The 24480-nt window shown below is 44.7% G+C and carries 20 protein-coding genes; 13 read left to right on the forward strand and 7 right to left on the reverse strand.

Going from position 1 to position 24480, the window contains the following annotated elements; translation table 11 throughout:
- Nucleotides 1-135 precede the first annotated feature (135 nt).
- Nucleotides 136-1209, reverse strand: a complete 1074-nt coding sequence (fbp, locus tag QUB14_RS02830) for a class 1 fructose-bisphosphatase (RefSeq protein WP_333214981.1) — start codon at nucleotides 1207-1209, stop codon at nucleotides 136-138.
- Between the two features lie 323 nt (nucleotides 1210-1532).
- Between fbp and QUB14_RS02835 the strand changes: the two genes are divergently transcribed.
- From QUB14_RS02835 to QUB14_RS02855, 5 genes are all read left to right on the forward strand, one after another.
- Nucleotides 1533-1667, forward strand: a complete 135-nt coding sequence (locus QUB14_RS02835) for a DUF4058 family protein (protein WP_333214979.1) — start codon at nucleotides 1533-1535, stop codon at nucleotides 1665-1667.
- 205 nt (nucleotides 1668-1872) lie between these two features.
- Complete coding sequence (locus QUB14_RS02840) at nucleotides 1873-4401, forward strand: ankyrin repeat domain-containing protein (protein WP_333214977.1); 2529 nt, start codon at nucleotides 1873-1875, stop codon at nucleotides 4399-4401.
- Between the two features lie 29 nt (nucleotides 4402-4430).
- On the forward strand, nucleotides 4431-5828 hold the full coding sequence (locus QUB14_RS02845; RefSeq protein ID WP_333214975.1) for a serine/threonine-protein kinase: 1398 nt from the start codon (nucleotides 4431-4433) through the stop codon (nucleotides 5826-5828).
- A 416-nt stretch (nucleotides 5829-6244) separates the two neighbouring features.
- Nucleotides 6245-8524: an AAA-like domain-containing protein gene (locus QUB14_RS02850; RefSeq protein ID WP_333214973.1), complete on the forward strand. Its 2280-nt coding sequence runs from the start codon at nucleotides 6245-6247 to the stop codon at nucleotides 8522-8524.
- 36 nt (nucleotides 8525-8560) lie between these two features.
- Complete coding sequence (locus QUB14_RS02855) at nucleotides 8561-12013, forward strand: WD40 domain-containing protein (RefSeq protein ID WP_333214971.1); 3453 nt, start codon at nucleotides 8561-8563, stop codon at nucleotides 12011-12013.
- A gap of 227 nt (nucleotides 12014-12240) precedes the next feature.
- Here QUB14_RS02855 and QUB14_RS02860 read toward each other — a convergent pair whose 3' ends face one another.
- Nucleotides 12241-13443 (reverse strand): phytochelatin synthase family protein, encoded by a 1203-nt coding sequence (locus QUB14_RS02860; RefSeq protein ID WP_333214969.1) that lies wholly within the window; start codon nucleotides 13441-13443, stop codon nucleotides 12241-12243.
- A gap of 310 nt (nucleotides 13444-13753) precedes the next feature.
- Between QUB14_RS02860 and QUB14_RS02865 the strand changes: the two genes are divergently transcribed.
- The 4 genes from QUB14_RS02865 to QUB14_RS02880 all read left to right on the forward strand — a co-directional run bounded on the left by QUB14_RS02865 (nucleotide 13754) and on the right by QUB14_RS02880 (nucleotide 17284).
- Entirely contained in the window at nucleotides 13754-13924 is a 171-nt protein-coding gene (locus tag QUB14_RS02865) for a hypothetical protein (RefSeq protein WP_333214967.1), read from the forward strand.
- Between the two features lie 321 nt (nucleotides 13925-14245).
- Complete coding sequence (exaC, locus tag QUB14_RS02870; RefSeq protein WP_333214965.1) at nucleotides 14246-15766, forward strand: acetaldehyde dehydrogenase ExaC; 1521 nt, start codon at nucleotides 14246-14248, stop codon at nucleotides 15764-15766.
- Between the two features lie 176 nt (nucleotides 15767-15942).
- Complete coding sequence (locus QUB14_RS02875; protein WP_333214963.1) at nucleotides 15943-16290, forward strand: DUF779 domain-containing protein; 348 nt, start codon at nucleotides 15943-15945, stop codon at nucleotides 16288-16290.
- Between the two features lie 157 nt (nucleotides 16291-16447).
- Entirely contained in the window at nucleotides 16448-17284 is an 837-nt protein-coding gene (locus QUB14_RS02880; RefSeq protein WP_333214961.1) for an SDR family oxidoreductase, read from the forward strand.
- Nucleotides 17285-17289: 5 nt separating this feature from the next.
- On the opposite strand, the gene QUB14_RS02885 is transcribed toward QUB14_RS02880, so the two are convergent.
- The 3 genes from QUB14_RS02885 to QUB14_RS02895 form a co-directional block, all read right to left on the reverse strand.
- A complete protein-coding gene (locus QUB14_RS02885; protein ID WP_333214960.1) occupies nucleotides 17290-17694 on the reverse strand; it encodes a hypothetical protein in 405 nt (134 codons plus the stop codon).
- 147 nt (nucleotides 17695-17841) lie between these two features.
- Nucleotides 17842-18099 carry a DUF3598 family protein gene (locus QUB14_RS02890; RefSeq protein ID WP_333214958.1) on the reverse strand — a complete coding sequence of 86 codons (258 nt, stop codon included), beginning with the start codon at nucleotides 18097-18099 and terminating at the stop codon, nucleotides 17842-17844.
- A 411-nt stretch (nucleotides 18100-18510) separates the two neighbouring features.
- Nucleotides 18511-19062 (reverse strand): DUF2854 domain-containing protein, encoded by a 552-nt coding sequence (locus QUB14_RS02895; RefSeq protein ID WP_333214956.1) that lies wholly within the window; start codon nucleotides 19060-19062, stop codon nucleotides 18511-18513.
- Between the two features lie 80 nt (nucleotides 19063-19142).
- Between QUB14_RS02895 and QUB14_RS02900 the strand changes: the two genes are divergently transcribed.
- Nucleotides 19143-19643: a hypothetical protein gene (locus tag QUB14_RS02900; protein ID WP_333093762.1), complete on the forward strand. Its 501-nt coding sequence runs from the start codon at nucleotides 19143-19145 to the stop codon at nucleotides 19641-19643.
- A 202-nt stretch (nucleotides 19644-19845) separates the two neighbouring features.
- A complete protein-coding gene (locus QUB14_RS02905) occupies nucleotides 19846-20016 on the forward strand; it encodes a hypothetical protein (protein ID WP_333046052.1) in 171 nt (56 codons plus the stop codon).
- Nucleotides 20017-20235: 219 nt separating this feature from the next.
- Here QUB14_RS02905 and ppk1 read toward each other — a convergent pair whose 3' ends face one another.
- Complete coding sequence (gene ppk1 / locus QUB14_RS02910) at nucleotides 20236-22419, reverse strand: polyphosphate kinase 1 (protein ID WP_333214954.1); 2184 nt, start codon at nucleotides 22417-22419, stop codon at nucleotides 20236-20238.
- A 125-nt stretch (nucleotides 22420-22544) separates the two neighbouring features.
- On the reverse strand, nucleotides 22545-22763 hold the full coding sequence (locus QUB14_RS02915) for a helix-turn-helix domain-containing protein (protein WP_006632503.1): 219 nt from the start codon (nucleotides 22761-22763) through the stop codon (nucleotides 22545-22547).
- A 166-nt stretch (nucleotides 22764-22929) separates the two neighbouring features.
- On the opposite strand from QUB14_RS02915, the gene QUB14_RS02920 reads away from it, so the two are divergent.
- Both QUB14_RS02920 and QUB14_RS02925 read left to right on the forward strand, forming a co-directional pair.
- Nucleotides 22930-23400, forward strand: coding sequence for a hypothetical protein (locus QUB14_RS02920; RefSeq protein WP_333214952.1), 471 nt, complete (start codon nucleotides 22930-22932; stop codon nucleotides 23398-23400).
- A 272-nt stretch (nucleotides 23401-23672) separates the two neighbouring features.
- Nucleotides 23673-24386, forward strand: a complete 714-nt coding sequence (locus QUB14_RS02925; protein ID WP_333214950.1) for a hypothetical protein — start codon at nucleotides 23673-23675, stop codon at nucleotides 24384-24386.
- Nucleotides 24387-24480 lie beyond the last annotated feature (94 nt).

Below are 24480 nucleotides of genomic sequence, written 5' to 3' on the forward strand. Positions count from 1 at the left end.
TTGAAAATTGGAAATTGAAAATTGAAAATTGGCAATGGGGAATTGGTAATTGGGAGTCGAAAGTTATAAGTTAAAACCCTCTTCCTTCTTCCCTCTTCCTTCTTCCTTCTTCCTTCTTCCCTCTTCCTTCTTCCTTCACTTTTGGACTGTTCTAGGATTGCGCGCTCGATCTTGAATAAAAGACTCGACCATCGCTACATTTTCTTTACTGCCGATAATCAAGGGCGATCGCTCGTGCAGCTTGGTCGGCACTACATCCAAGATGTCTTGAATACCTGTACTGGCGCGCCCGCCGGCTTGCTCCATCAAAAACGCCAAAGGAGCCGATTCGTAGAGCAAGCGCAATTTGCCCTCGGGGTTTTTCACCGTTCCCGGGTACAAAAACACGCCTCCCTGAAATAAAATCCGGTGGAAATCTCCCACCAAAGCCCCGCCGTACCGGGCGCTGTAGCCTTCGCTGCGGTGTACGTAGCGAATGTAGTCTCTCAAAGATTCCTCCCACTGCCAGAAGTTGCCTTCATTAACGCTGTAAATCGGGCCGCGATCGGGAACCTTAATGTTTTCGTTAGCTAGAATAAACTCGCCCAAACTGGGATCGAGGGTAAAGGAATGAACACCCTGACCGATCGAATAAACCAGCATGGTACTCGGGCCGTAGAGTACGTAGCCGGCCGCTATTTGTTTGTGTCCGTGTTGCAGCAAGTCGGAAGCAGAACCGTCTTCATCGTCCCCCTCTTGCTTGCGGATGCTGAATATGGAACCTACATTGAGATTGATGTCAAGATTGGAAGAACCGTCTATGGGGTCGTAGAGCAGACTGTAACGCCCGATCGGACAGTTTTCGGGAATGTAGTAGGGTTTTTCCATTTCCTCCGAAGCCAAGCGGCACACAAGTCCGCTTTGCTGGAATACCGAGATAAACACTTCATTGGCATAGATATCCATCTTTTTGACGGATTCTCCCTGCACGTTCGTAGCCCCTGTAAACCCCAAGGCATCTGCCATTAATCCGGCTCTGCTGAGCCGCCTCGCGATCAGCTTGGCAGCTAGTCCGATGCGATTCATCAGCGCGCTGAGATCCTGAGCATCTGTTGAAAAGCTGTGAAGTTGCTGGAGTACGTGACGAGATAGGGTTGTGCAATCGCGGTCTAAGGCTTGCACCTGATCGGTCGGGCCCAGGCGGGTTTCCCCTGTCGGCGCGTTTACCATGATTTTGATGTCCTCCCTGTCTTGCGGCTCTAGATTTGGGTTCGATGGAGTCCTTGACACTTGCTCCTGAATCGGCTACGAGACCGATCGTCCCCCAACTTCTATCTTAGGAAGGGTTTTGCCAAAGGGCGTCGAACTTTAGGTGAATTTTAGATCCGCATCGAAAATTGAGGAGTTCGATCGACTGTTTAGTCGGGAATTGTATTCAAAATCACTAATTTTTTTGATTAACCGCAGAGGACGCAGAGGGCGCTGAGAGAAAAAGTGGCGATAGAGAAGCCTACCAACGTTGGCTAGCATCTCAAAAAGAGCGACAACCTCCTTTGCGCGAAGAAGATGTAGAACCTATTGTTAATTTGCCGGAATTGCTTGCAGGCATTTACGATCGCGCCGGCTATGATTATCGGATCGATTACGATCGAGATCCCGTACGTAATTTTTCGCCAAAGGTGATATGACACTCCAAAATCCTGGGTAAGCTATCCATAGAAATACGGTAATTGAAATTTAAGCAAATATACAGAGTCAGTCATTGACTTTTCTATTGACTTGTTTGAAATATACCCAAACACTCAATTTACATTGCATAAATTTTTCAAAATTTGAATTACAAAAATTCCAATAGAAAATGTTTTTTGGTACTCATCAACCCAGGATAATGCTATGGATATTATTTCACAAATTCCCCATAACTTAGTCAACCACTATCAGATTAAAAATCTGCTTGGAGAAGGCGGTAGTAGCACAACTTACGAAGCCGTTGACCTCAAAACAAACCAGCGAGTCGCACTCAAAGCTTTGTCTTTACAGAAGATGAATGACTGGAAAGTCCTGGAACTATTTGAACGAGAAGCCAATGTTTTATCAAAATTGAATCATCCGGGAATTCCGCGTTATTTGGATTATTTTTATGTCGATACTCCCGATAACCGTTGTTTTTATATAGTACAAGAACTGGCCCAAGGGCAATCTCTAGCCAGTTTAGTCGAAAATGGCTGGCACGCTAGTGAACCTGAAATTCAACGCATTGCCACACAAATTTTGGATATTTTAGTTTATCTCCATTCACAGACACCACCAGTTATCCACCGGGATATTAAACCAGAAAATATTGTTTTCAAATCGCCGATCGATTCCCACAAAGAAAAAGACTGGGCAGTCTGCTTAGTAGATTTTGGAGCAGTGCAAAACACTTATTACAATACTTTAATGCGAGGAAGTACCGTAGTGGGAACCTATGGTTATATGGCTCCAGAACAATTTCTCGGACAAGCCGTACCTGCAACAGATTTATATGGTTTAGGAGCGACCTTGTTGTATTTACTAACCCACCGTTCCCCCGCCGAATTACCAACAAATATACTAGAGAAAGATTTTCGCTCTCAAATTCAGATTTCAGCAGCATTTGCCGATTGGTTAGAAGAAGCGATCGCGTCCGATTTAGAAAACCGCTTTAACTCGGCAAAAGAAGCGCTTGAATTGCTGCGCCATCCTCGAATAGTTAGCGTTAAATCCGATCGCTCATCGACGCAATGGGAAAAACGCCTCAAAATAGGAATTGCTGCTATTGTTAGTGTTGCTGTTTTAAATCACTTTAAATATCCGATCCTTAACCGGATTGGATTTACACCCAATGCAGTTGTCGAGGCTGTCGAACAGGGAGATACTCAAACTGTTAGGCATTATCTGGATCTTGGCATTAATGCTAATAGCAGGGTAAATAATCAGAATTTACTACACTTTGCTGGCTCAAAAGAGGTGGCAGAATTGTTAATTGCCAAAGGTGCAGATGTCAACGCTAAGGGTGCATATGGCTGGACCCCATTACACATCGCTGCGGTGTACGATCGCATAAAAGTGGCACAGACGCTAATTGCTAAAGGTGCAGATATTAACGCCTGGGGAGAAACTCAAGAGCCGTGTTATACTATATGTACAACTCCTCTGTTCTTGGCCCGATCGCCTGAAATGGCTAAGTTGCTGATTGCTAAAGGTGCGGATGTCAATGCCAAAAACAAAAATGGCTGGACTCCTCTACATAAGGCGCGATCGAAGGCGATCGCAAAGATACTACTCGCCGCAGGCGCAAAAATTAACATCAAAGAAGACAATGCCCGAAATGGCAAGGGTACAACTTTATTACATAATGCAGCCAAAATAGGTTTTAAGGAGTTGGTAGAACAGCTAATTAAAGACGGTGCAAATGTGGCGATTCTGGATAGTGAAAAAAGAACTCCACTGCACTATGCAACCACAAAAGAAGTTGCTGCTTTGCTAATGCTGGATATCAACGCTATGGACGAATATGGAAATACTCCGTTACACCTAGCTGTCGATCGAGGATCTCAAGATATCGCTGAACTGCTAATTGCTAATGGTGCAAGGGTTAACGCTAGAAATGAGAACGGTCAAACTCCATTGTATCGAGCGATCGCGATCGGACACAATGAGATTGCTGCACTGCTAATTAACAACGGTACAGATGTCAATAATATAGATGGATCTGGCACAACTCCACTGCACAAAGCCGCACATTATGGCACTGTAAAAATCTTAAAATTGCTGATTGCTAAAGGTGCAGAAATTAATATCCAGGATAATCAAAGAAAAACTCCACTGGATATCGCCGTAGACCTGAAACTTCAGGATACAGTGGCGCTGCTAATTCGTAAAAACCCAGATGTTAATAGTGAAGACAAAGAAGGCCGAACTTTACTGCATATCGCTGTCGATTTCAAACTTGAGGATGTAGCCAAACAACTCATTGCCAAAGGTGCATTCGTTAATGCCAAAAATAACTTGCTTCAAACTCCCCTGCATCTTGCTGTTGCTCAAGGATCTCAAGATATCGCTGAACTGCTAATTGCTAATGGCGCAAGGGTTAACGTTAGAAATGAGAACGGTCAAACTCCATTGTATCAAGCGATCGCGATCGGACACAATGATATTGCTGCACTGCTAATTAAAAACGGTGCAGATGTCAATAACAGAGATATATGTGACACAACTCCACTGCATAAAGCAGCACATTATGGCACGGTAGAAATCTTAAAATTGCTACTTGCTAAAGGTGCAAAAATTAACACTACCAACTGCTATGGCGAGACGCCGCTAAAGATAGCAGAAACCAACTGGAACCCCGACCGAGAAGCAGCAGCCAAAATACTCAGAGATCGCGGCGCAACAGACTAATTATCCAAAATCAACCCAGGCACAAAAATATGAAAACACTACAACAATCGGAAAAAATCCTTGCTGAAAGATATCGCATTCTCGGCAAATTAGGACAGGGCGGAGTTGGAATCACCTATGCTGCTGTAGATTTAAACAGCAATCAAAAAGTTGCACTCAAAGCTTTATCCCTGCGTCTGACAACTGAATGGAAGAAAGTCGAGTTATTTGAACGAGAAGCAAAAACTTTATCGGGATTGAATCATCCGGGAATTCCTCGCTACATTGACTACTTTCAAGTTGATACTTCCCAAGATCGTTGTTTTTATATCGCCCAACAACTCGCACCGGGAAAATCTCTCGCACAGTTAATAGAAAATGGCTGGAAACCAAATGAAGCACAAGTTCGTCATATCGCCTATCAATTGCTAGAAATTCTAGTTTATCTGCAATCGCTGTTACCTGCTACTATCCACCGAGATATTAAACCTCAAAATATAATTCTGCAAAAAAATGGGCGAGTCTTCCTAGTTGATTTTGGTGCAGTTCAAAATACTTACCATCATACCGTTACAGGAGGCAGTACCGTTGTCGGAACCTACGGTTACATGGCACCAGAACAATTCAGAGGAAAAGCTGTATTATCGACAGATTTGTATGGATTAGGCACAACGCTGCTTTTCCTGTTAACCCAGAAATTTCCATCCGATCTACCCAGACAAAAGCAGAAGATAAAATTCCGCGATCGCGTCTCTATTTCTCCAGAGTTTGCCAACTGGTTAGAGAAGATAATTGAACCCGCAATTGAAGATAGATTTGACTCAGCAAAAGATGCTTTATCAGCGTTGCGAGGGGAACAGCCAAGCGGGATTAATCGCGAAAAAATGTTTAAGCGATCGCCCCAGTCCCGAATTACTTTAATTGACGCTAAACGGTGGTTATTCATCAATATATACCCCGATCGTTTCCCTAGTAAACTCACAGGGTTTTTCCAGTTCATTCATCAGAGTTATAAAATTTTACTTTCCTTCTCTTTGATTCTGTTATTTTTTGATTTAATCCTATGGTTAATTCCCGGACTGATATACGGGACAGTTAGCTTGTTTAAATACACTTTAGCCGACTCGCTAGGTAAATCATTTCATCTGTTTGTATTTATATCAAGCAAACCTGTAATAATATTTACCGTATTTTATGCTTTGATGTTCTTGTGTAGGTGCTTGTGTAGGATTGCTTCTTGTCTATTTACTAGACCAATTCAAATCAGTCCTCAAGATATCCAGCGGGTAAAGTTGAGCAAAATTCATCTGCCATTGCTCAAAAAATCGATGACTTTTTGCCGGATTCGCGCCAAGTCGCGTAACTATTGTTTTGGCTTATTTTTGCCGCAAGCTGAGAAAGAATGGTTGGTAGGGGAATTGAGTGATTGTTTAAGTAAACTAAAATAAATCATTGTTGTCATCCACAGATTTGATGAAAAACCCGTTTTTTTTCTGAGTGCGTGGATTAAATAAATGCGGAAGTATAGAAGATTTTATGTACTAATTTAGGCAATAATAATCATCAAAAAATCCTGGATCTGGCATGAGAATAAAACTATAAAGAATCTCGATATTTATGAAATAGGACTGCAAAAGGGGAAGCCGATCGCACTTCTGGAATAGGTTGCTCAAATGATTACTGGAGAGTAGCGATCGCCTTGTCGATTGGTTATGCTTGAGTCAGGGCGATCGTTTCTGTCAGTTTACTGACCAACAAAAATAAAGATGTTTGTGCTTAAATACCGTCAAGGCAAGAAATATCTCGCCCTGACTGAGGTAGTGTCGTTAAGCGCCTGTATCTCCTAAGCGTGAAGGTTCCATTGATGAGTAGTACCCCAAGAAAGAAAAAAACGATCCTGTTTTTGGCAGCCAACCCCAAAAATACCACCCATGTGGACTTACAGAAAGAGGCGAAGGAAATTGCAGAGGGGTTGCAACGCTCTACAAAGGGCGACAATTTTCAACTGGAGCAACAGTGGGCGGTGACGCCAAGAGAAATGCAGCGAGCCGTATTAGATTATAAACCAGAGATTGTGCATTTCTCAGGGCATGGTGCAGGAGAAGGGGGTTTAGCCCTAGAAGATGGCATGGGGCAGATTAAGCTGGTAAATGCCAAAGCTTTGGCAGCTTTGTTTGAGGCGTTTAATGAGTACGTGGAGTGCGTGATACTCAACGCTTGCTATTCAGAAGTGCAAGCTGAGGCGATCGCACGTCACATTCCCTACGTGATCGGCATGAAGCAAACGGTGGGAGATAACGCAGCACGAGAATTTGCTGTAGGTTTTTACGATACGTTGGCGGCGGGGGAGTCGATCGAACGTGCCTATAAGTTGGGTTGCGTTAGCATCAGCATGGCAGGCATTCCAGAAGAACTTACTCCGGTATTAAAGAAGAAGTCGGATTTTTCTGAGTTGGATGCAGAAGAGCGATCGCGCGATGCTTCTGTTAGCGATATCGTGGAGGAGTCGTCGCCTGTGGTGGAAAATGCGCGAGCGATCGCCGCACCTCCGCTTTCTCTTCTCAACTTAGACAACCCAGAAGGTTCTGTGAGTTTAGATTCACCCCTATATATCGATCGGCCTCCCATTGAATCGGACTGCTACCAAACTATTGTTAAGCCCGGAGCTTTAATCCGAATCAAAGCCCCCCGGCAAATGGGAAAAACTTCCTTAGTGCAGCGAATTTTATACCACGCCAAGCAACAGGGATATCAAACGGCTTATTTAAACTTTCAATGGGCTGATGGCAGTTTTCTCACCCATCTTGATGAGTTATTGCAGTGGTTTTGTGGTGAGATTACCAATGAATTAAATTTAGAAGATAGGTTAGGAGAATATTGGAAAGGCGTTCTCGGCAGTAAAAATAAAAGCACCAAGTATTTCCAACGCTATCTATTATCTAACAGTGTTCAGCCTCTTGTTTTAGGGTTAGATGAAGTTGATCGGATTTTTCAGCATTCGGAAATAGCCACCGACTTCTTTGGATTATTACGAGCTTGGCACGAGCGGGGGAAAAATGAGGAAATTTGGAAAAAGCTAAGGTTAGTCATTTCTCACTCTCAAGAAGTTTATATTCCTCTCAATATTAATCAGTCGCCATTTAACGTGGGATTGCCCATAGAGTTACCTGAACTCAATCAGAGACAGGTAACAGATTTAGTGAATCGACACCGATTAAATTGGTCAAATCAAGAGATTTGTGGTCTGATGGAAATAGTGGGCGGTCATCCTTATTTAGTGCGAGTTGCTCTCTACCAAGTTGCCAGGGGGAGAATTACCTTAGATCGCTTGCTAAAAGTCGCTCCTACTGAAGAAGGCCCTTACTACGATCATTTACGGCGGCATTTAGTTAACTTGGAAACAGATGCAGAACTAGCAGCAACAATTAGACAAGTGATTAACAGCGAACAACCTGTAGAGATTCACACCGGAGAGGCTTTTAAATTGCGAAGCATGGGGTTGATAAAATTTCAGGGAAATGCTGTAATGCCATTGTGTGGTTTGTATCGTCAATATTTTCAGCATCGCCTAGCCTCTCCCCAAGCGAATATGACTGCTGTGCAACAAACTAATAACAAATCTAGCTTGCACGTAGAGAGTAATTTAGCAGCTATTATTTTTTCTGATGTAGTTAATTCTACCGCTTTATCCGTTGCCAACCAAAAGCTGACACTAGAATTAGTGAATCGAGATTTCAACATCATCCGAGGCATCTGCGCTAAACATCAAGGCAAAGTCCTTAAAGAAATGGGCGATGGTTTATTAATTTGCTTTCCCGAAAGTGCCGTAAAAGCAGTCGCCTGTGCGTTAGAAATACAACGAAGTTTTGCCGAAGCTGCTACAACCTTACCTCCGAGTCATGTCCTCCAACATCGCATTGGTATTCACTTGGGGGAAATATTCTCTTTTAATAATGATATCAGAGGGGCTGGTGTAAATTTAGCGGCTCGTTTAGAAGGGAAAGCAGATTCAGGTGGAATTTGTATTTCTGAGACAGTTTATCAAGTCGTTAAAACCCATTTATCTTTAAATGTGATTGACTTAGGAATGCAACAGTTAAAGGGAATTTCTGAACCTGTACGACTGTACAAATTGATTGCTTAATTTTCTGAATTTCCACCTATGAATTAACAATGACCTATGAAAGATTATCAATATCAAGTTGGAGGGAGCCTGCCTGCAAACGCCCCAACTTATGTCACTCGAAAGGCGGATGAAGAACTTTATCAAGCTTTAAAAGCCGGAGAATTCTGCTATGTTCTTAATTCCCGACAAATGGGAAAATCATCCCTGCGAGTGCGGACAATGCAGCGGTTAAAAGCAGAGGGAATCGCCTGTAGTAGCATTGATATCACAGAAATTGGCACCTCAGATATTACACCAGAAGAGTGGTATGCAGGCGTGATCGATAGCATCATTAGCCGATTAAATTTGTATGATGTTTTTGATTTAGATGAATGGTGGGAGCAGAACAGCTTACTATCCAATGTTAAACGATTTAGTAAATTTATTGAAGAAGTATTACTCAAGAATATCTCACAAAATATAGTAATTTTTGTCGATGAGTCGGACAGTTTACTCAGTTTAAGTTTTAAAATAGAAGACTTTTTTGCTGTAATTCGTGATTGCTATAATAATCGAGCTGATAAACCCGACTATCGTCGATTAACATTTACGATGTTAGGGGTGGCGACTCCATCAGATTTAATTCAAGACAAGCGACGCACTCCTTTTAATATTGGTCGAGGGATAGAGTTAACGGGGTTTCAATTAGCAGAAGCCCAGCCTTTGGCAGTAGGGTTAGGAACTCAAGCAGAAAATTCTCAAGCTTTATTAGAAGCAGTCTTATATTGGACGGGTGGACAGCCATTTTTAACCCAAAAAATTTGTAAAATACTGCTTGACAGTGCCAACTCTACACCCATTCAACATCCTGCTGAGTGGGTAGAAACTTTAGTGCGAGAAAAGGTGATTGACAATTGGGAAGGACAGGATGAACCCGAACATTTAAAGACGATTCGAGGACGCATTTTACGCAGCGAACAACGGGCAAGTCGGTTGCTGGGAATTTATCAGCAAATTTTACAAAATAATGAAATAGCGGCTGATGATACTCCCGAACAAAGGGAACTGAGATTAACTGGGTTGGTGGTTAAGCAGTCTGGCAAACTTAAAGTTTATAACCGGATTTATCAATCGGTTTTTAACCTTGATTGGGTGGAAAAACAATTAGCGAATCTCCGCCCTTACAGCGAAAGTTTTAAAGCTTGGATAGAGTCTGATTGCCAAGATGAATCGCGGCTGTTGCGGGGTCAAGCCTTGCAAGATGCTCAAACTTGGGCCGCAGATAAAAGTTTGAGCGATTTGGATTATCAGTTTTTAAATGCCAGTCGGGAAGTCCAACAACGGGAAGTTGAACGAGAGTTAGAAGCCCAGAGACAAGCGAATAAAATTTTGACTCAGGCAAATCAGACGCTAATTAAAGCAGAGCAATTGGCTACCTATAAAGTTACTCAAGCCCAGAATTTAGCAAATGTCATCCAGGAAACGGCTTTTTCTAATGAATCATTTCGTTCAGGACAGACAGTCCAAGCACTGTTAGAAGCATTAAAGGCAGGGCAAGCATTCAAACAACTAGATTCTTCAGCCGAGACGACAAAACATATTAGAGGACGAGTGATAGCTGCGCTGCAACAAGCAGTGTCCGCAGTAAAAGAGCGCAATTATTTGGAAGGGCATAACAATGTGGTCATTAGCGTCGCCGTTAGTCCAGATGGCAAGACATTGGCTTCTGCAAGCTTTGACAACACCATCAAACTGTGGAACCTGCAAAGCCAAAAACCCATCGCTACCCTCACCGGGCATAGCAATCCGGTCTATAGCGTTGCCTTTAGTCCCGATGGCAAGACATTGGCTTCTGCAAGCAGTGACAAAACCATCAAACTGTGGCACATGGAAAGCCAAAAAGAACTCACAACCCTCACCGGGCATAGCCGTTCGGTCTGGAGCGTCGCTTTTAGTCCCGATGGCTTGATTTTGGCTTCTGCAAGCGGTGACAAAACCATCAAACTGTGGAACCTGGAAAGCCAAAAAGAACTCACAACCCTCACCGGGCATAGCAGTTATATCAGAAGCGTGGCCTTTAGTCCCGATGGCAAGACATTGGCTTCTGCAAGCTATGACAACACCATCAAACTGTGGAACCTGGAAAGCCAAAAACTCATCGCCACCCTCGCTGGCCATTGCGATTTGGTCAATAGCGTCGCTTTTAGTCCCGATGGCAAGACATTGGCTTCTGCAAGCCATGACAAGACCATCAAACTGTGGCATCTCGAAAGCCAAAAAGAACTCACAACCCTCACCGGGCATAGCAGTTTGGTCAATAGCGTCGCCTTTAGTCCCGATGGCAAAACTTTGGCTTCTGCAAGCTTTGACAAAACCATCAAACTGTGGCATCTCGAAAGCCAAAAAGAACTCACAACCCTTACCGGGCATAGCAGTTATGTCAGAAGCGTCGCTTTTAGTCCCGATGGCTTGATTTTGGCTTCTGCAAGCGATGACAACACCATCAAACTGTGGCATCTCGAAAGCCAAAAACCCATCGCTACCCTCACCGGGCATAGCAGTTATATCAGAAGCGTGGCCTTTAGTCCCGATGGCAAGACATTGGCTTCTGCAAGCTATGACAACACCATCAAACTGTGGAACCTGGAAAGCCAAAAACCCATCGCCACCCTCACCGGGCATAGCGATTTGGTCAATAGCGTCGCTTTTAGTCCCGATGGCTTGATTTTGGCTTCTGCAAGCGATGACAACACCATCAAACTGTGGCACCTGGAAACCCAAAAACCCATTGCTACACTCACCGGGAATAGCAATCCGGTCAATAGCGTCGTCTTTAGTCCTGATGGCAAGACATTGGCTTCTGCAAGCGGTGACAACACCATCAAACTGTGGCACCTGCAAACCCAAAAACCCATCGCTCCCCTCACCGGGCATAGCAGTTATGTCAGAAGCGTCGCCTTTAGTCCCGATGGCTTGATTTTGTCTTCTGCAAGCAGTGACAACACCATCAAACTGTGGCACCTGGAAAGCCAAAAACCCATCGCTACCCTCACCGACCATCAAGGTTCAGTCTGGAGCGTCGCTTTTAGTCCAGATGGCTTGACTTTGGCTTCTGCAAGCGGTGACAACACCATCAAACTGTGGGATTTGCAAAGCCAAAAACCCCTCGCTACCCTCACCGGGCATAGTAGTTGGGTCAATAGCGTCGCTTTTAGTCCAGATGGCTTGACTTTGGCTTCTGCAAGTGGTGACAACACCATCAAACTGTGGGATTTGCAAAGCCAAAAACCCCTCGCTACCCTCACCGGGCATCAAGGTTTGGTCTGGAGTGTCGCCTTTAGTCCAGATGGCTTGGCTTTGGCTTCTGGAAGCAGTGACAACACCATCAAACTGTGGGTTTGGGATTTCGATAAACTAATGGCATTAGGTTGCAATTGGATCGACGATTATCTCAGAAAAAACCCGAAAGTGACAGCAGAGGATAAACAGATGTCTGCTGATTACCTCAGTCAACAGTCAATCAAATAGGATTTAGGCAAAAACAGCCAACCAGCCAGATGTTCGCACTACATTTTTTTACCACCACTTCCACTTTTTCCGTTGTCCATTCCTCACTCGCATCAGTCACAAGCCTAATATTTCCCTGCCGCGAATCTTCCTCCACAACTGCCGCCAACATCGGATTATTAAATCTTGCTATTTAATTTTCACTTTTGTAGCTAGTCGAGTTTAAGGATCTCAAAAGGCGGTAGGTGCTAACTCTGAGGGATATTACACTGATGTCCCTTTGAATATAAAGTGTAAAACTCCTGGAGTGCTGACATTTGTTCTCTCAATCTAGATATCTCTACATCCCAGGGAGGAAGTAGTTTCTCAAGGTGGCGAACCTCACTAAACCACAGTCGTAACTCGGGTTTGAGAGTTGCATAGAGCGTTTCGGGACAGGAGAGTAATATTGCTGTTATTATCTCTGCTACGAATGGCTGTTGCGACCACTTGCCTACAACAGACATTGCATCCCAGTCATCGCTTGACAAGCATTGGTGAACAATATCAAACAGTGAATTTAACTCAAGAGTTGCCCGTAATTTCTCAAGTGTCTCTGCCGTCTCTGACGAGGTATGCAGCATAGTTGTGAATTCAACAGGCAAATGGTGCAGGATGGTACTGACAAATGAAGCAATTGAATCAGGTTGCTCTTTTCTCACAATGTCGGGGAGTATTTCTGCAAAGTAAGGAGCAACACTACGCCACTGATGTAAATCACAAGCAATATGAAATAAGGTTTCTGGCAACCTTTCACTCTTCTGCAATAAAATATAACCTCGACATTGATTAGTGACGGGATCGAGAGGTTCAAAGGCTTGCCATAACAAAGGCAGAGAAACCCAGTGAGGTGGATATTTGAAACGGGCAACATCCAGCAGAAGAACTAGATCCCGCTGTCGATGATAGCCACCAATTGGTGAAAAGTGACCATCACCCGTTTGTCCCAAGGCCTTTCGGCTGTAGGAAACAACTAGATGAATATCACCTGACGCTGTAGTCACCTCCTCAACTGCTTGCCGAAACTTTTCCAAGCTGCTTTGGTGGTAACGGTTAGGTTTTACAACAGCACCGTTGCAACGTGCGATACAGACAAACTCATCAAAGGTGATACCGTTTTCTTTAATGACTGAAAGAGGTAAGCAACAGTCTAAAAATTCCTCTCCATACCATCTCCACACCCCTTTCCAAATGCGACCCGGATCGATGGATAAGGCATTAAGAACAACAACTAAACTACCCAATCCACAAAAAGCGGGTTCTGCTTGAGTATGAAACTGTTCCGCTAGAGCAAAATACCCTTCCATACCTCCCAATGCCAACGCTTCTCGAAATATTTGCTTTCCCTCTACGGAGGAAAAGGCAATAGCAGAATCGGGGAGTGAACGACGATAAAACCCTTGAGCAGACATTGAGTGTTTTAACCCTTATTGCTTATGGTGCTAATAAATATTATGCAATATCGTCACATTTATAATGATGAATGCACTTATTTACTATTTTTTCAATTTTAGCAATAAAACGCTGCGAAGGTTTAAATTTCGGGGTGCAAATTTAAAAAACGTGACCCTTTGCGACGGACGGCTAGACATCAATCTGATGAAACAATTCGGCAATTTACCACAGATTGAGCGGTAGAAAGCTCCGCTCAATCAAGCTTGTGTGAATAGCCTCAATCACGCGATCGATGTTTTAGAAGAGTCGGCTCAAGAGTTGTAATAGTTGCAATCAATCAAATTTAAGCCGATGATTTGGATTGGCACTGATGTGGTCGATTTTCAGGGGATTTATCTTGAGGTTGCTGATAAGGATATGGGAATTAGCAAATATCTCACAGCGCCAGTTTCTGCTCCATTGTTGGTTGGCATAACCAGCCATTTTGTCAAGATTTAGTCTCAGCTATCGGATAATTGTAGAGCAGCACAAAGGAGAGTTAAAGTGTTTTTTGCTACCTGGTAAAGGTACTAAATTTCGGATATAAATTCCGCTGCCTCACAGTTACTTAATAGTATTTACCGTTGGGTGGGAGCGGGTTTTTGAGATTGTTGGTTTTAGCCTGAGATTGTGGGTGAACCCGCCCATACAGTGACTGCAAAATATTTAACAAATGTAAAATTTTGTATATGAACTGACCGAAGTTGCGGAAAATAGACGATAGTTGATGCTCAAGAGATTTCAAGCCTCCGCAAAAACAAATTTTAATCAGGTAATAAAATGGTAGTAGCAGCACCTGTTCAATCCGGCAGTCAGTCGATTTTTCAAACTCGCTACGACAACTTTATCGGCGGCAAGTGGGTGCCACCGGTGAAAGGGAAATACTCGGAAAACCTGTCTCCAATTACAGGAAAATCAATTTGTCAAGTTCCTCGATCGAGCGCGGAGGATGTAGAATTGGCACTAGATGCCGCCCACGCTGCGAAAGACAAGTGGGGTAAGACTTCCCCAGCCGATAGGGCGCGAGTTTTACACAAAATAGCCGATCGCATCGAAGAAAATCTCGATCGCCTCGCCATCGCCGAAACCTGGGACAACGGTAAACCAATTCGCGAAACCCGCCTCGCAGACATACCACTGGCGATCGACCATTTCCGCTACTTCGCAAGCTGCATCCGAGCTCAAGAAGGGTCGATCGGCGAACTCGACGGAACCACCGTCGCCTACCACTTCCACGAACCCCTAGGCGTCATCGGACAAATCATCCCCTGGAACTTCCCGATATTAATGGCCGCTTGGAAACTCGCCCCAGCCCTCGCCGCCGGAAACTGCGTCGTCCTCAAACCAGCAGGCCCCACCCCCGCCTCAATCTTGGTACTGATGGAAATCATCGCCGACTTAGTACCAGACGGCGCAATCAACGTCATTAACGGGCCCGGCGCCGAAATCGGCAAAACCCTCGCCACCAGTCCCCGGATTGCCAAAGTCGCCTTCACCGGCGAAACCACCACCGGCAGGCTAATCATGCAATATGCCTCCCAAAATGTCATCCCCGTCACCCTAGAATTAGGCGGCAAATCCCCCAACATTTTCTTTGAAGATATCTGCGCCCAAGACGACGAATTTCTCGACAAAGCAGTCGAAGGATTAGTCATGTTTGCCTTCAACCAGGGCGAAGTGTGCACCTGTCCCTCCCGCGCCTTAATTCAGGAGTCAATCTACGATCGATTCATGGAAAGGGCGATCGATCGCATCCGCAAAATCAAACAAGACAACCCCTTAGATCCGACAACCGCCCTCGGCGCCCAAGTCTCCATCAACCAGATGGAAAAAATCGCCGAATACGTCAAAATCGGTCACGCCGAAGGCGCAGAATGTCTGATTGGTGGCGAAAGAAACATCTTATCCGGCGACTTGCAAGACGGCTATTATTTCCAGCCGACAGTCTTCAAAGGAAACAACAAAATGCGAATTTTCCAAGAAGAAATCTTCGGCCCAGTATTAGCAGTCACTACCTTCAAAGACGAAGCCGAAGCATTAGAAATTGCCAACGATACTCTCTACGGTTTAGGTGCAGGAGTTTGGACTCGCGACATCAACACCGCCTACCGCATGGGTCGCGCTGTTCAAGCAGGCCGCGTGTGGACAAACTGCTATCACCTCTATCCCGCTCACGCAGCATTCGGCGGCTACAAATCATCGGGAATCGGCCGCGAAAATCACAAAATGATGTTAGATCACTACCAGCAAACTAAGAATTTGTTAATCAGCTACAGCCCCAAAGCATTAGGTTTCTTCTAAGGTTTTAGTCATTGGGAAGGAAAAAGGAAGAAGGACAAACTTCAATGATTCGCGAACTCCTTCTTTCTCTCTTTCCTCTCCTTCTCTGCGCCCTCTGCGCCCTCTGCGCCCTCTGCGGTTCATAAAAAAAAATCTCATTCAAAAACGAAATAAAATTGCTACACAAAGAGACTGCAATGGAAACCATCGCGAAAGTCACCGCAACAGAAGCGGCTTTAAAATTAATCAACTATCTCAAAACTCAACATGGAGAATTGATGTTTCACCAATCCGGCGGCTGCTGCGACGGTAGTTCCCCCATGTGCTTTCCCAATGGCGAATTGATAATCGGTGATGGTGACGTATTGCTGGGGGAAATAGGGGGTTGTCCCTTTTATATTGCAGCGCAGCAATACAAATATTGGCAGCACACGCAGTTAATTATAGACGTGGCATCGGGACCCGGAGGCAGCGATTTTTCCCTGGAAGGGCCGGATGGAGAGCGTTTTATTACTCGTTCCCGGTTGTTTGTTAATGCTGATTAACTCGGCGTTCCCTAATAGAGGGATGATCTGGAGAAAAAGTAGCAGGAAATGCCCAGAATGCAAATCCAATAAAATAGTGCGTAAAGTTTTGTAACTTTGATATATTGTTATCTTGGATGCAATCTAGAGCCTTCTATATCAGAAGTTGAAAAAACGGATGAACGCTATAATTATTGGTTGTGGCTATGTTGGAAGTGCCGTTGCCCAGCATTGGCGGAAGCTGGGTCACGTAATTACTGCAACGACGACAACGCAAGACCGGATTGGGGAGTTACAGAAAGTGGCCAACGAGGCGATCGTCCTGAAGCGCTGCGATGAAGAGACATTACAGACGATCCTGCAAAATCAAGAAGTGGTCTTCCTGAGTCTCGCTCCTACAGCAAACCACCAAGTAGATTCCGATATGTACGAGGAGACATACCTGCATACGGCCAACAACCTTGTTCTTGCCTTGAAGCATTTTCCCAACATAAAACACCTCATATATACCAGTAGTTCGGCGGTGTATGGCAATAGTAATGGAGCCTGGGTGAGTGAACTTTCACCTGTGGCACCAGCTAACAGACATGGAGAGATTTTACATGAGACAGAGCAAGTTTTGCTGTCAGCATCCAGCCAAGATTTGAAAGTATGTATCTTTCGCCTAGCAGCCATTTATGGACCCGATCGCGAGTTCAAGAAACGGTTAAGTAAGCTTGCAGGCACAACTCGCCCAGGCACAGGCAATCATTTCACGAACTGGATTCATCTGGACGACATTGTATCAGCAAGTGAGTTGGCGCTCGCTCGTCAATTACAAGGAGTTTATAACCTAGTGAATGATGTTCCAATTACTGCTCGTGAATTGTTTAAACAACTCTGCGATCGCTACGAATTACCTGAAGTAGAATGGGATGGGTCAGATACAACCGAGCGATCGAATAGTCGGCGCATATCGAATCAGAAGCTCAAAGCAGAAGGATACCAGCTCATTCATCCAGAAGTGGAAATTTGAGGCTGTTAAATGGCGAATACATCAGCCTTTTGATCCGGTTGTTCGTAGATTAAAGTACAGCTTCGCTGTGTATCAGTGGTATCTGGTGTCCAACGCATGGAGGCATAATATGGAGTCTTGAATCGAGCGCTCGAAAGAACAACCTCTATTGCATCTGGAAATTGGATTTGTAGAAAATCGCCTTGTATTTCACTGGGTTGAGGAGGAACTGGCAGTTGAGCCATCTCATCTAATGAAACATACGTCCCGCCTGTCGTTTGAGCAGGAAGTTTGAGGCCGTTTACTCGATCGAGCCTACAGTGAGTTTGTTCAGACCACCAAGGTTCCGCGGCCTCTTCTTTGCTCTCTCGAAACAAGGAAAACAGGTTAGGCTGAGGGCTATTTGCCGTAGATGGGTATATCGCCGCCACACTTGTTCTTTTTCCTGATGCCAGGAGGTAATGCTCAAAATAGAAGCTTGAACCCGTTCGATCCGGCCCCATCATTGTGTCAGAAGAATGGGGATTAAAAAGCAGATAAGCTTCTGGATCAAACGGATGGATAATCAGCGGATTACCCTAGGTCAAAACCCATTGTTTCTGCGTTACTGTTTCTGTCATCCGACTCCTGAAGTCGATGGAATGGGTGACTGTTTGCCGATCGTCAGAAGGAATGAAGCTCCGTACAGAATCAAGAATATCGAGAACCTGCCCTGTGGCATCATATCTAACCAATACCCCTTGCCAACGTCCGCAGTGATGAGCCATGAGAGTCTCCCACTGCTGTTGAGCAGTTAAAGGTACTTTGGCGGTGATGGACACTCTGTTTTCTGACATTGGCGTATCCCTCTCTTCCCTATACATTGTGGTCAATAATGTAGTTTGGCGGATTCAACCTGCTCATTTATTCTACTCCAGACTGAGCCAGGATTATTTGCAACTGAGACTGCTATCATCCACTTCGACGCTTGTTTAACTGCAACTGACAAACCCTGTCCGGCGCCGATAATACCTATCCTGCTTTGGGACGAAACCATCTGTGCTTCTCCCGATTTAAGATTGCCGATCGGTTCTCAACTATTATTGTAATTAAGGAAAATCTAATTTGCGCGATCGCCCAATTGCGGATTTAGTTTATGTGGATAGCGACAGGTTTCAAGCTGCCGCTAAAATCAGTATCTAAGCTGATGCAAGATTAATGTTTAATTGATGACTTCAAAATTCACGCACTCAAAACTTAAGACTACTTTAAGCTTGAGTATTTTTAATGAGAGCCACTTCAATTTTGTCATCAGGCTTTTGACTCACTTGTGCGCGCAAACCTGGCCCAAAAAAAGTAGCTATTTTGTCTTGCTTTTCTTCCCAGACTTCGATCGGCATTAGCGGCGAATAAAACTCTAAAATTAACCCATAAGCACCGTCAACATTAACTTCCCGCAACCCTTGCAGGAGTGGTCGTTCCTCGTCTGTCGGGGCCAGGCCCAAGCGCTCCAAAGCATCATCTAAGTGCGCTGGTTGGCCGTAGCGAAATCGGGTGATATCTTTGCGGACTTGGTTTTGAGTATCGGTGGCCTGACTTTCTCGCAGGAGAAGAACTTCGGGAGAAGTCGGTTCGGTGAACTCCACTGGTTCGAGTTCGGCCGCTTTCAGGGCCAAACCTCCCAGCAACAGCGGAATTCCATAAAAAAAACCGGCTAGGTTCAGGGTAGGTCTGTCTGTGAAGTAGGCTCCGAAACCGACTGCTGCTATAATACCGCCCACAACTAAGGCTAGGTTTGCTAAAGAAATTTTGCGTAACATATTAATGAGGTAAGTAGTCGGACAGAAATAATATACTTTAATTATTATCTGTCAAAAAGTCTTGAATAAATTTAGTTTTTTTGCCAAAAGACCTGCAAAAACTGCTAGCATCTATGAGCGCGGGAGCGGTGTGCATCCACAGTCTTGTCTCTAGGTTCAGAAGCTTATCCTGCCGGACTCGCCCGGGCACGCCATCGGTAAATATCCGTGTTAATTGCGCGGCGTTGGTTCCAGAAGGCAATCGAGATCGGCAGTATCATCAAAGTATACAGAGTGGCGATCGCGATCGACACTCTTGCCCTTTCAACCATTTTTCGGACATGATTAAAGACGAAGACAAACAAACTGCTGGAGCAAACAAGGCGGTTTTGGAGCAGATTAACTCGCTCAAACGCGAAGATGAAAGGCTTTATAATATCTTAGCGATCGATGTCTGGGCCCTAGCCAAGACAATGGATGAATACCAACCGGGATTTTGGGCTGCTTTTATGAAAAACCGGGAGAAGGCCCTGAAGCGATTTTTAGCTGGAATGATGAAAAATAAACCCGCAGATACCAAACGTCCGCCTTTTTTGCGCTAAAATTTGGCTGAAGTTTGGGGGAAGTTTTGATGTACAATCAAACTATAACACAGACCCAAAAATCCTGAGCAGGTTCATCACTTCTCATATAAAAACAGTGAAGGATTTGCCCATAAAGGTATGTCGGTGGATTAAGAATCTCCGTCTGTTCGCAGGGGGGAATGTCAAATATTTTTGTTAATAGTAGCAAAGGCAAAAAACCATGGATGCACAAACAATCAAAGAGCGCGTAGCACAGATCGAGAGCAAGCGGGAATCCCTCGTGCGGCTGTTAGATCGATCGGACTTGGGAGCCCTGAGAATAGATGTGAGTCAGGCGATCGAAGAAATTGACGATCTCTTAGAAGAATTTAAGCGTACTTTTAACAGTTAAGTAGTTAGTAGTCAGTTGTCAGTTGTCAGTTGTCAGTTGTCAGTTGTTGTCGGGCATTTAATTTGGATAGTTATGTTAGTGAAAATCTTGTGGGGTGGGCATCTTGCCCGCCCAAAAAGTGAAAATTAAATGCAGTACAGCTTAATAGCTAACAAGAACCGACCACTGCTAACTGCAAATTTGACAACTGACAACTGACAACTGACAACTGAAAACTGACTAATTCATCACCATATCCATCAAAATTTGCTGAGAGCTCACTTCTGGGCAATTAGCAGGCGGCCGCCGCTGAGAGTAGTTTCCCCCAGACTGCAAATCCCAAGCTTGGCGGTTGTCAGCCAGCATTACTCCCAAAATTTCTTGCAATTCCATGGCAATTGTCGGGTCTTCCACCTGAACTATGGCCTCAACCCGTCTGGTGAGATTGCGCTGCATCCAGTCAGCAGAACCAATATACACCTCTTCGTTGCCACCGTTGAAAAAATAAAACATCCGAGAATGCTCTAAAAAGCGACCGATAATACTGATAACTCGGATATTTTCGCTAACACCCTCAACGCCGGGACGCAAACAGCAAATCCCCCGGATAATCAAATCAATTTTAACTCCCGCTTGCGAAGCTTCGTACAAAGCAACAATGATTTGAGGGTCAACTAAAGCGTTCATTTTAGCGACAATGCGGCCGCAGCTACCGATGCCGCCTTCGGCCTGCAAGCGGCAGAATTCTGCCTCGCGGCGGATTAAAGCTAAAAATCGATCGCGCATATTGACAGGTGCGACCAATAATTTGCGATAAGATACCTGCCGCGAATAACCAGTCAAATAATTAAACAAATCCGCCAAATCCGATCCCAAATCCTCGCGACAACTCAACAAACCCACATCGGTATACAGTCCGGCTGTTTTGGGATTGTAATTGCCGGTGCCGATGTGGACGTAGCGGCGGATGTAGCTGTCCTCGCGACGCACTACCATCACAATCTTGGTGTGGGTTTTGAGTCCCACCAAACCGTAAACTACGTGGACTCCAGCTTGTTCTAACTTGCGAGCCCAATTAATATTATTTTCTTCGTCAAACCTAGCTTTGAGCTCTACTAAAACGGCTACCTGCTTGCCGTTTTCCGCTGCTTGAATTAAGGCGCTGACGATCGGCGAATCTCCAGAAGTGCGGTATAAAGTCATCTTAATCGCTAACACGGAGCGATCGTTCGCCGCCTCAGTAATAAACCGCTGTACCGTCGCCGCAAACGAGTGATAGGGATGGTGCAACATCAAATCCCCCTGCCGGATGGTCGTGAAAATATCCTCACCATCTTCAGCATCCAACCTCGATTTGTCTAAAATCCTTGCCGATTCCGAGTTCCGCAAGCGCGGCGGCACAACCGGAGTCCAAGGCGGGTCTTTCAGTTCCGGCACCGGCAACCCCACAAAAGACATCAAATCCTTGAGGCCTAGCAGCCCCTCTACGACGTAAACATCTTGCTCACCGAGATCCAGCTCCTCCATCAGCATATCTCGCAGCGCAGGCGGCATAATCGCTTGAATTTCCATCCGCACCGCAGAACCTCCAAACCGGCGCTTGCGGAGCTCCTGTTCTATTGCCAGCAGCAAATCCTCTGCCTCATCTTCCTCCACCGTCAAATCGGAATTGCGAGTAATGCGGAACGGGTGATATTCCTCAACGTCCATCCCCGGAAACAAAGCTTCTAAATTGTGGGCAATCACCTGTTCTAGGGGCACGCCAGTCCAAACAGGAGATTTGCCCCTCTGCTGCCACTGCAAATCCCCCGGTAGTGGCAAAAACCTCGGCAAAACCTGCGGTACTTTAACGCGGGCAAATAATTCTTCGCGCGTGTCGGGGTCTCTGACTACTACTGCTAAATTGAGGCTGAGATTGGAAAGGTAGGGGAATGGGTGGCTGGGGTCAACTGCTAGGGGAGTGAGTACGGGAAATACTTGTTCTTTGAAGTAGCGGTGCAAGTAATTGCGCTGTTCTTGATTGAGGTCAATGTAGTCGAGAATGTAGATTTCGCTTGCTGCTAGTTTCGGCCGCAGGGTTTGCTCAAAATACGAGTGCTGCTGAGTAACCATCGGCAAAAGCCGCTTGTTAATGGCATCTAGCTGTTGTTGAGGCGTGCTGCCGTCGGAGGTCAATTTGCTGACTTTTGCGTGTACTTGCTGTTTGAGGGCGCCCACGCGCACCATAAAATATTCGTCTAGGTTGGAGCTAAAAATAGCGAGAAATTTAAGTCTTTCTAGGAGGGGCGTGCGGGGGTCGAGGGCTTCGTGGAGCACGCGGTTGTTGAATTCTAGCCAGCTTTGTTCTCGGTTGAAGTAATATTGAGGATCGCTGAGGTTGATTTCAGTGTAGGTTTTGGCGGGGGTCTTTTTTGGCTTGGGCATGGTTTGAGGGAGTCTTTGGGAGGCTCGGTTGATCGCATCTGTGAATTAGTATCGCAGGTTAAACTATTTGTTCGCATCTGCTTTTAGTCGATCGCTCAAACATTGAATAGAGGCAAAACTTTCAACTATTTTTCCAGGATTACCACGAAATCCTCAATCATCACATCAAAAGTTCGAGCCAGCTTGTGGACTGCTGCAAAGTCAACCATTGCCATCCCCTGAGAACGGGCATAATTGCTAATGGTACTGTAGCCCACGCCCGATCGCTCCGCAACTTCCTTGAGCGTCCATCCCTTCTCGGCAGCCAACTCTCGAACCCGCAATCTGACTAAGCCTTTGCTCATATTCACTATTTACAAAATTTTGGATTTAGTATAATATATCAAAAAGCGATCGCCCCCGGTCGGCAAACTAAAGACGATCGCCAGTTAAAATTAATCCCGACAGATTATTTCTGTCGATCGCACTTAGCAGAGATAGATTTAGCTACCACCACCAGATGCAACTACAATGATATCAGAAAATCAGCTAAGATCGTCAGAGATCGGCGCATCAAAAATTATTCACAAATCGTCGATCGTCAATCCGCGATCGAGATTTGTCACCGAAGAAACAGTGGCACTCCTATTCAACATATCACCAGAACAGATATACCGGATCGAATGCTGCCACTGCATGGTATACGTTCACGCCCAAGGAATCAGCAGGTTTGTCAGCTACGCCGATTTCCCCCCAATCTTAGAAGTAAAACAGCCCTGTGCTGGAGATTTTCTCGGATGGTACAAACGCTGGAAACGGACACAAGCACCAGATTTTTGGACTAAATTCTATACATACAACTTCAAAACGGCTGTTTCAGTTGACAGCTTGCTTGAGTGGGGTAAATTAGTAGCTACAGTTAAATCGGTAATTTCTGCCTCAGCGCTGCAACAGCTACGAGATGTTTACGCTCAAGAAAAAGCATTGATGGAGAATTTTTAAACAGTTTTCAAGCGTAAGGTGAGCACGGAGCACCTTACGCCCAGGAATGCGATCCTCTTCGAGGGCTGCGCTAACGACGGATTTGTCTCATTGTAGACGTTGGCGATCGACAATAAACAAGATTTATTCATAATCACTGGTTAAAAAAAAGAGATTTTGAGCGATCGTTTTTATCCGGGTGAATTGGCTGCGGATGATTTGATGGAATCAGGGAAGGCTTTAGGTGTTAATTTTTGTAACTTTTGAGTAAAAATATTGATGTGAGACCTGTTATGAAGGATGAAAGTTTTTTTGAAGAATTTGCATTTCTCCTGGTTAAGTATCAAGCAACTAATAAAGCCAATAAATATCGGGGCGTCCCTCTTTCTAGTATATGTTGGACGTTGAGAGGACTTCTGAATATGCGTACTGAAGGAGTAAACCTGACTTCAGACGAACATCTTTTTATAAAAGAATGGGGATGGATAATGAAGCTTTCTCCCTCCAATCCTCTTTATAAAATTCTTAAGAAGGTTGACTCAGGTCAGAAACTGAGTAAAGAAGAAAGTTTGGCTTTGAAAGAAGGAAGTTTGGCTTTGGAAAAAGCGCAACAAGAAGTAAAGCTTATTTGGAAACGAGAGCAGGAACGAGAGCAACAACAAAGGGAACGAGAGCAAGAAGAAAAAATAAATAAAGAGAGGCACTTGGCTGAACTAGCGATAAAATACCGAGTCAGTAGCTCGTATTCATCTATCTCTAATCGTCTGTATGACCTTCTTTGCCAAATTGACAGAGGAAATCAACTGAGTAGTATGGAGATGGAATGGATGAAATTGAATCGGTTTTATGAACCGATAGAAATTTCTCGCAAAATGCAGCACTTTGCTGGACTGAAGTTTATGTACAAAGCTACTAAAAATCAGGATTCATCACCCTCAAGCAATCTCTATAAAATCCTGAAACGAATTGACGAAAAGCAGCCACTGAGCACTAAAGATATTCAATAGTTAAAACAGGAAAAACTATCAGAAACACTTGCTATTTTTGAGGAACAAGAAACCTTAAAACAAACAGTATTTTCTCAACTAAAGAATAAGTATC

Source organism: Microcoleus sp. B3-D2, assembly GCF_036705345.1.
Lineage (GTDB): Bacteria > Cyanobacteriota > Cyanobacteriia > Cyanobacteriales > Microcoleaceae > Microcoleus.

What these genes read in the sequence shown, in the direction of transcription:
- QUB14_RS02845 (WP_333214975.1), top strand. Translation starts at nt 4,431, where the DNA reads ATGAAAACACTACAACAATCGGAAAAAATCCTTGCTGAAAGATATCGC.
- QUB14_RS02920 (WP_333214952.1), top strand. Translation starts at nt 22,930, where the DNA reads ATGATATCAGAAAATCAGCTAAGATCGTCAGAGATCGGCGCATCAAAA.
- QUB14_RS02895 (WP_333214956.1), bottom strand. Translation starts at nt 19,062, where the DNA reads ATGTTACGCAAAATTTCTTTAGCAAACCTAGCCTTAGTTGTGGGCGGT.
- QUB14_RS02915 (WP_006632503.1), bottom strand. Translation starts at nt 22,763, where the DNA reads ATGAGCAAAGGCTTAGTCAGATTGCGGGTTCGAGAGTTGGCTGCCGAG.
- QUB14_RS02840 (WP_333214977.1), top strand. Translation starts at nt 1,873, where the DNA reads ATGGATATTATTTCACAAATTCCCCATAACTTAGTCAACCACTATCAG.
- QUB14_RS02905 (WP_333046052.1), top strand. Translation starts at nt 19,846, where the DNA reads ATGGATGCACAAACAATCAAAGAGCGCGTAGCACAGATCGAGAGCAAG.
- fbp (WP_333214981.1), bottom strand. Translation starts at nt 1,209, where the DNA reads ATGGTAAACGCGCCGACAGGGGAAACCCGCCTGGGCCCGACCGATCAG.
- QUB14_RS02875 (WP_333214963.1), top strand. Translation starts at nt 15,943, where the DNA reads ATGGAAACCATCGCGAAAGTCACCGCAACAGAAGCGGCTTTAAAATTA.
- QUB14_RS02890 (WP_333214958.1), bottom strand. Translation starts at nt 18,099, where the DNA reads ATGTCAGAAAACAGAGTGTCCATCACCGCCAAAGTACCTTTAACTGCT.
- QUB14_RS02860 (WP_333214969.1), bottom strand. Translation starts at nt 13,443, where the DNA reads ATGTCTGCTCAAGGGTTTTATCGTCGTTCACTCCCCGATTCTGCTATT.
- QUB14_RS02880 (WP_333214961.1), top strand. Translation starts at nt 16,448, where the DNA reads ATGAACGCTATAATTATTGGTTGTGGCTATGTTGGAAGTGCCGTTGCC.
- exaC (WP_333214965.1), top strand. Translation starts at nt 14,246, where the DNA reads ATGGTAGTAGCAGCACCTGTTCAATCCGGCAGTCAGTCGATTTTTCAA.
- ppk1 (WP_333214954.1), bottom strand. Translation starts at nt 22,419, where the DNA reads ATGCCCAAGCCAAAAAAGACCCCCGCCAAAACCTACACTGAAATCAAC.
- QUB14_RS02925 (WP_333214950.1), top strand. Translation starts at nt 23,673, where the DNA reads ATGAAGGATGAAAGTTTTTTTGAAGAATTTGCATTTCTCCTGGTTAAG.
- QUB14_RS02850 (WP_333214973.1), top strand. Translation starts at nt 6,245, where the DNA reads ATGAGTAGTACCCCAAGAAAGAAAAAAACGATCCTGTTTTTGGCAGCC.
- QUB14_RS02855 (WP_333214971.1), top strand. Translation starts at nt 8,561, where the DNA reads ATGAAAGATTATCAATATCAAGTTGGAGGGAGCCTGCCTGCAAACGCC.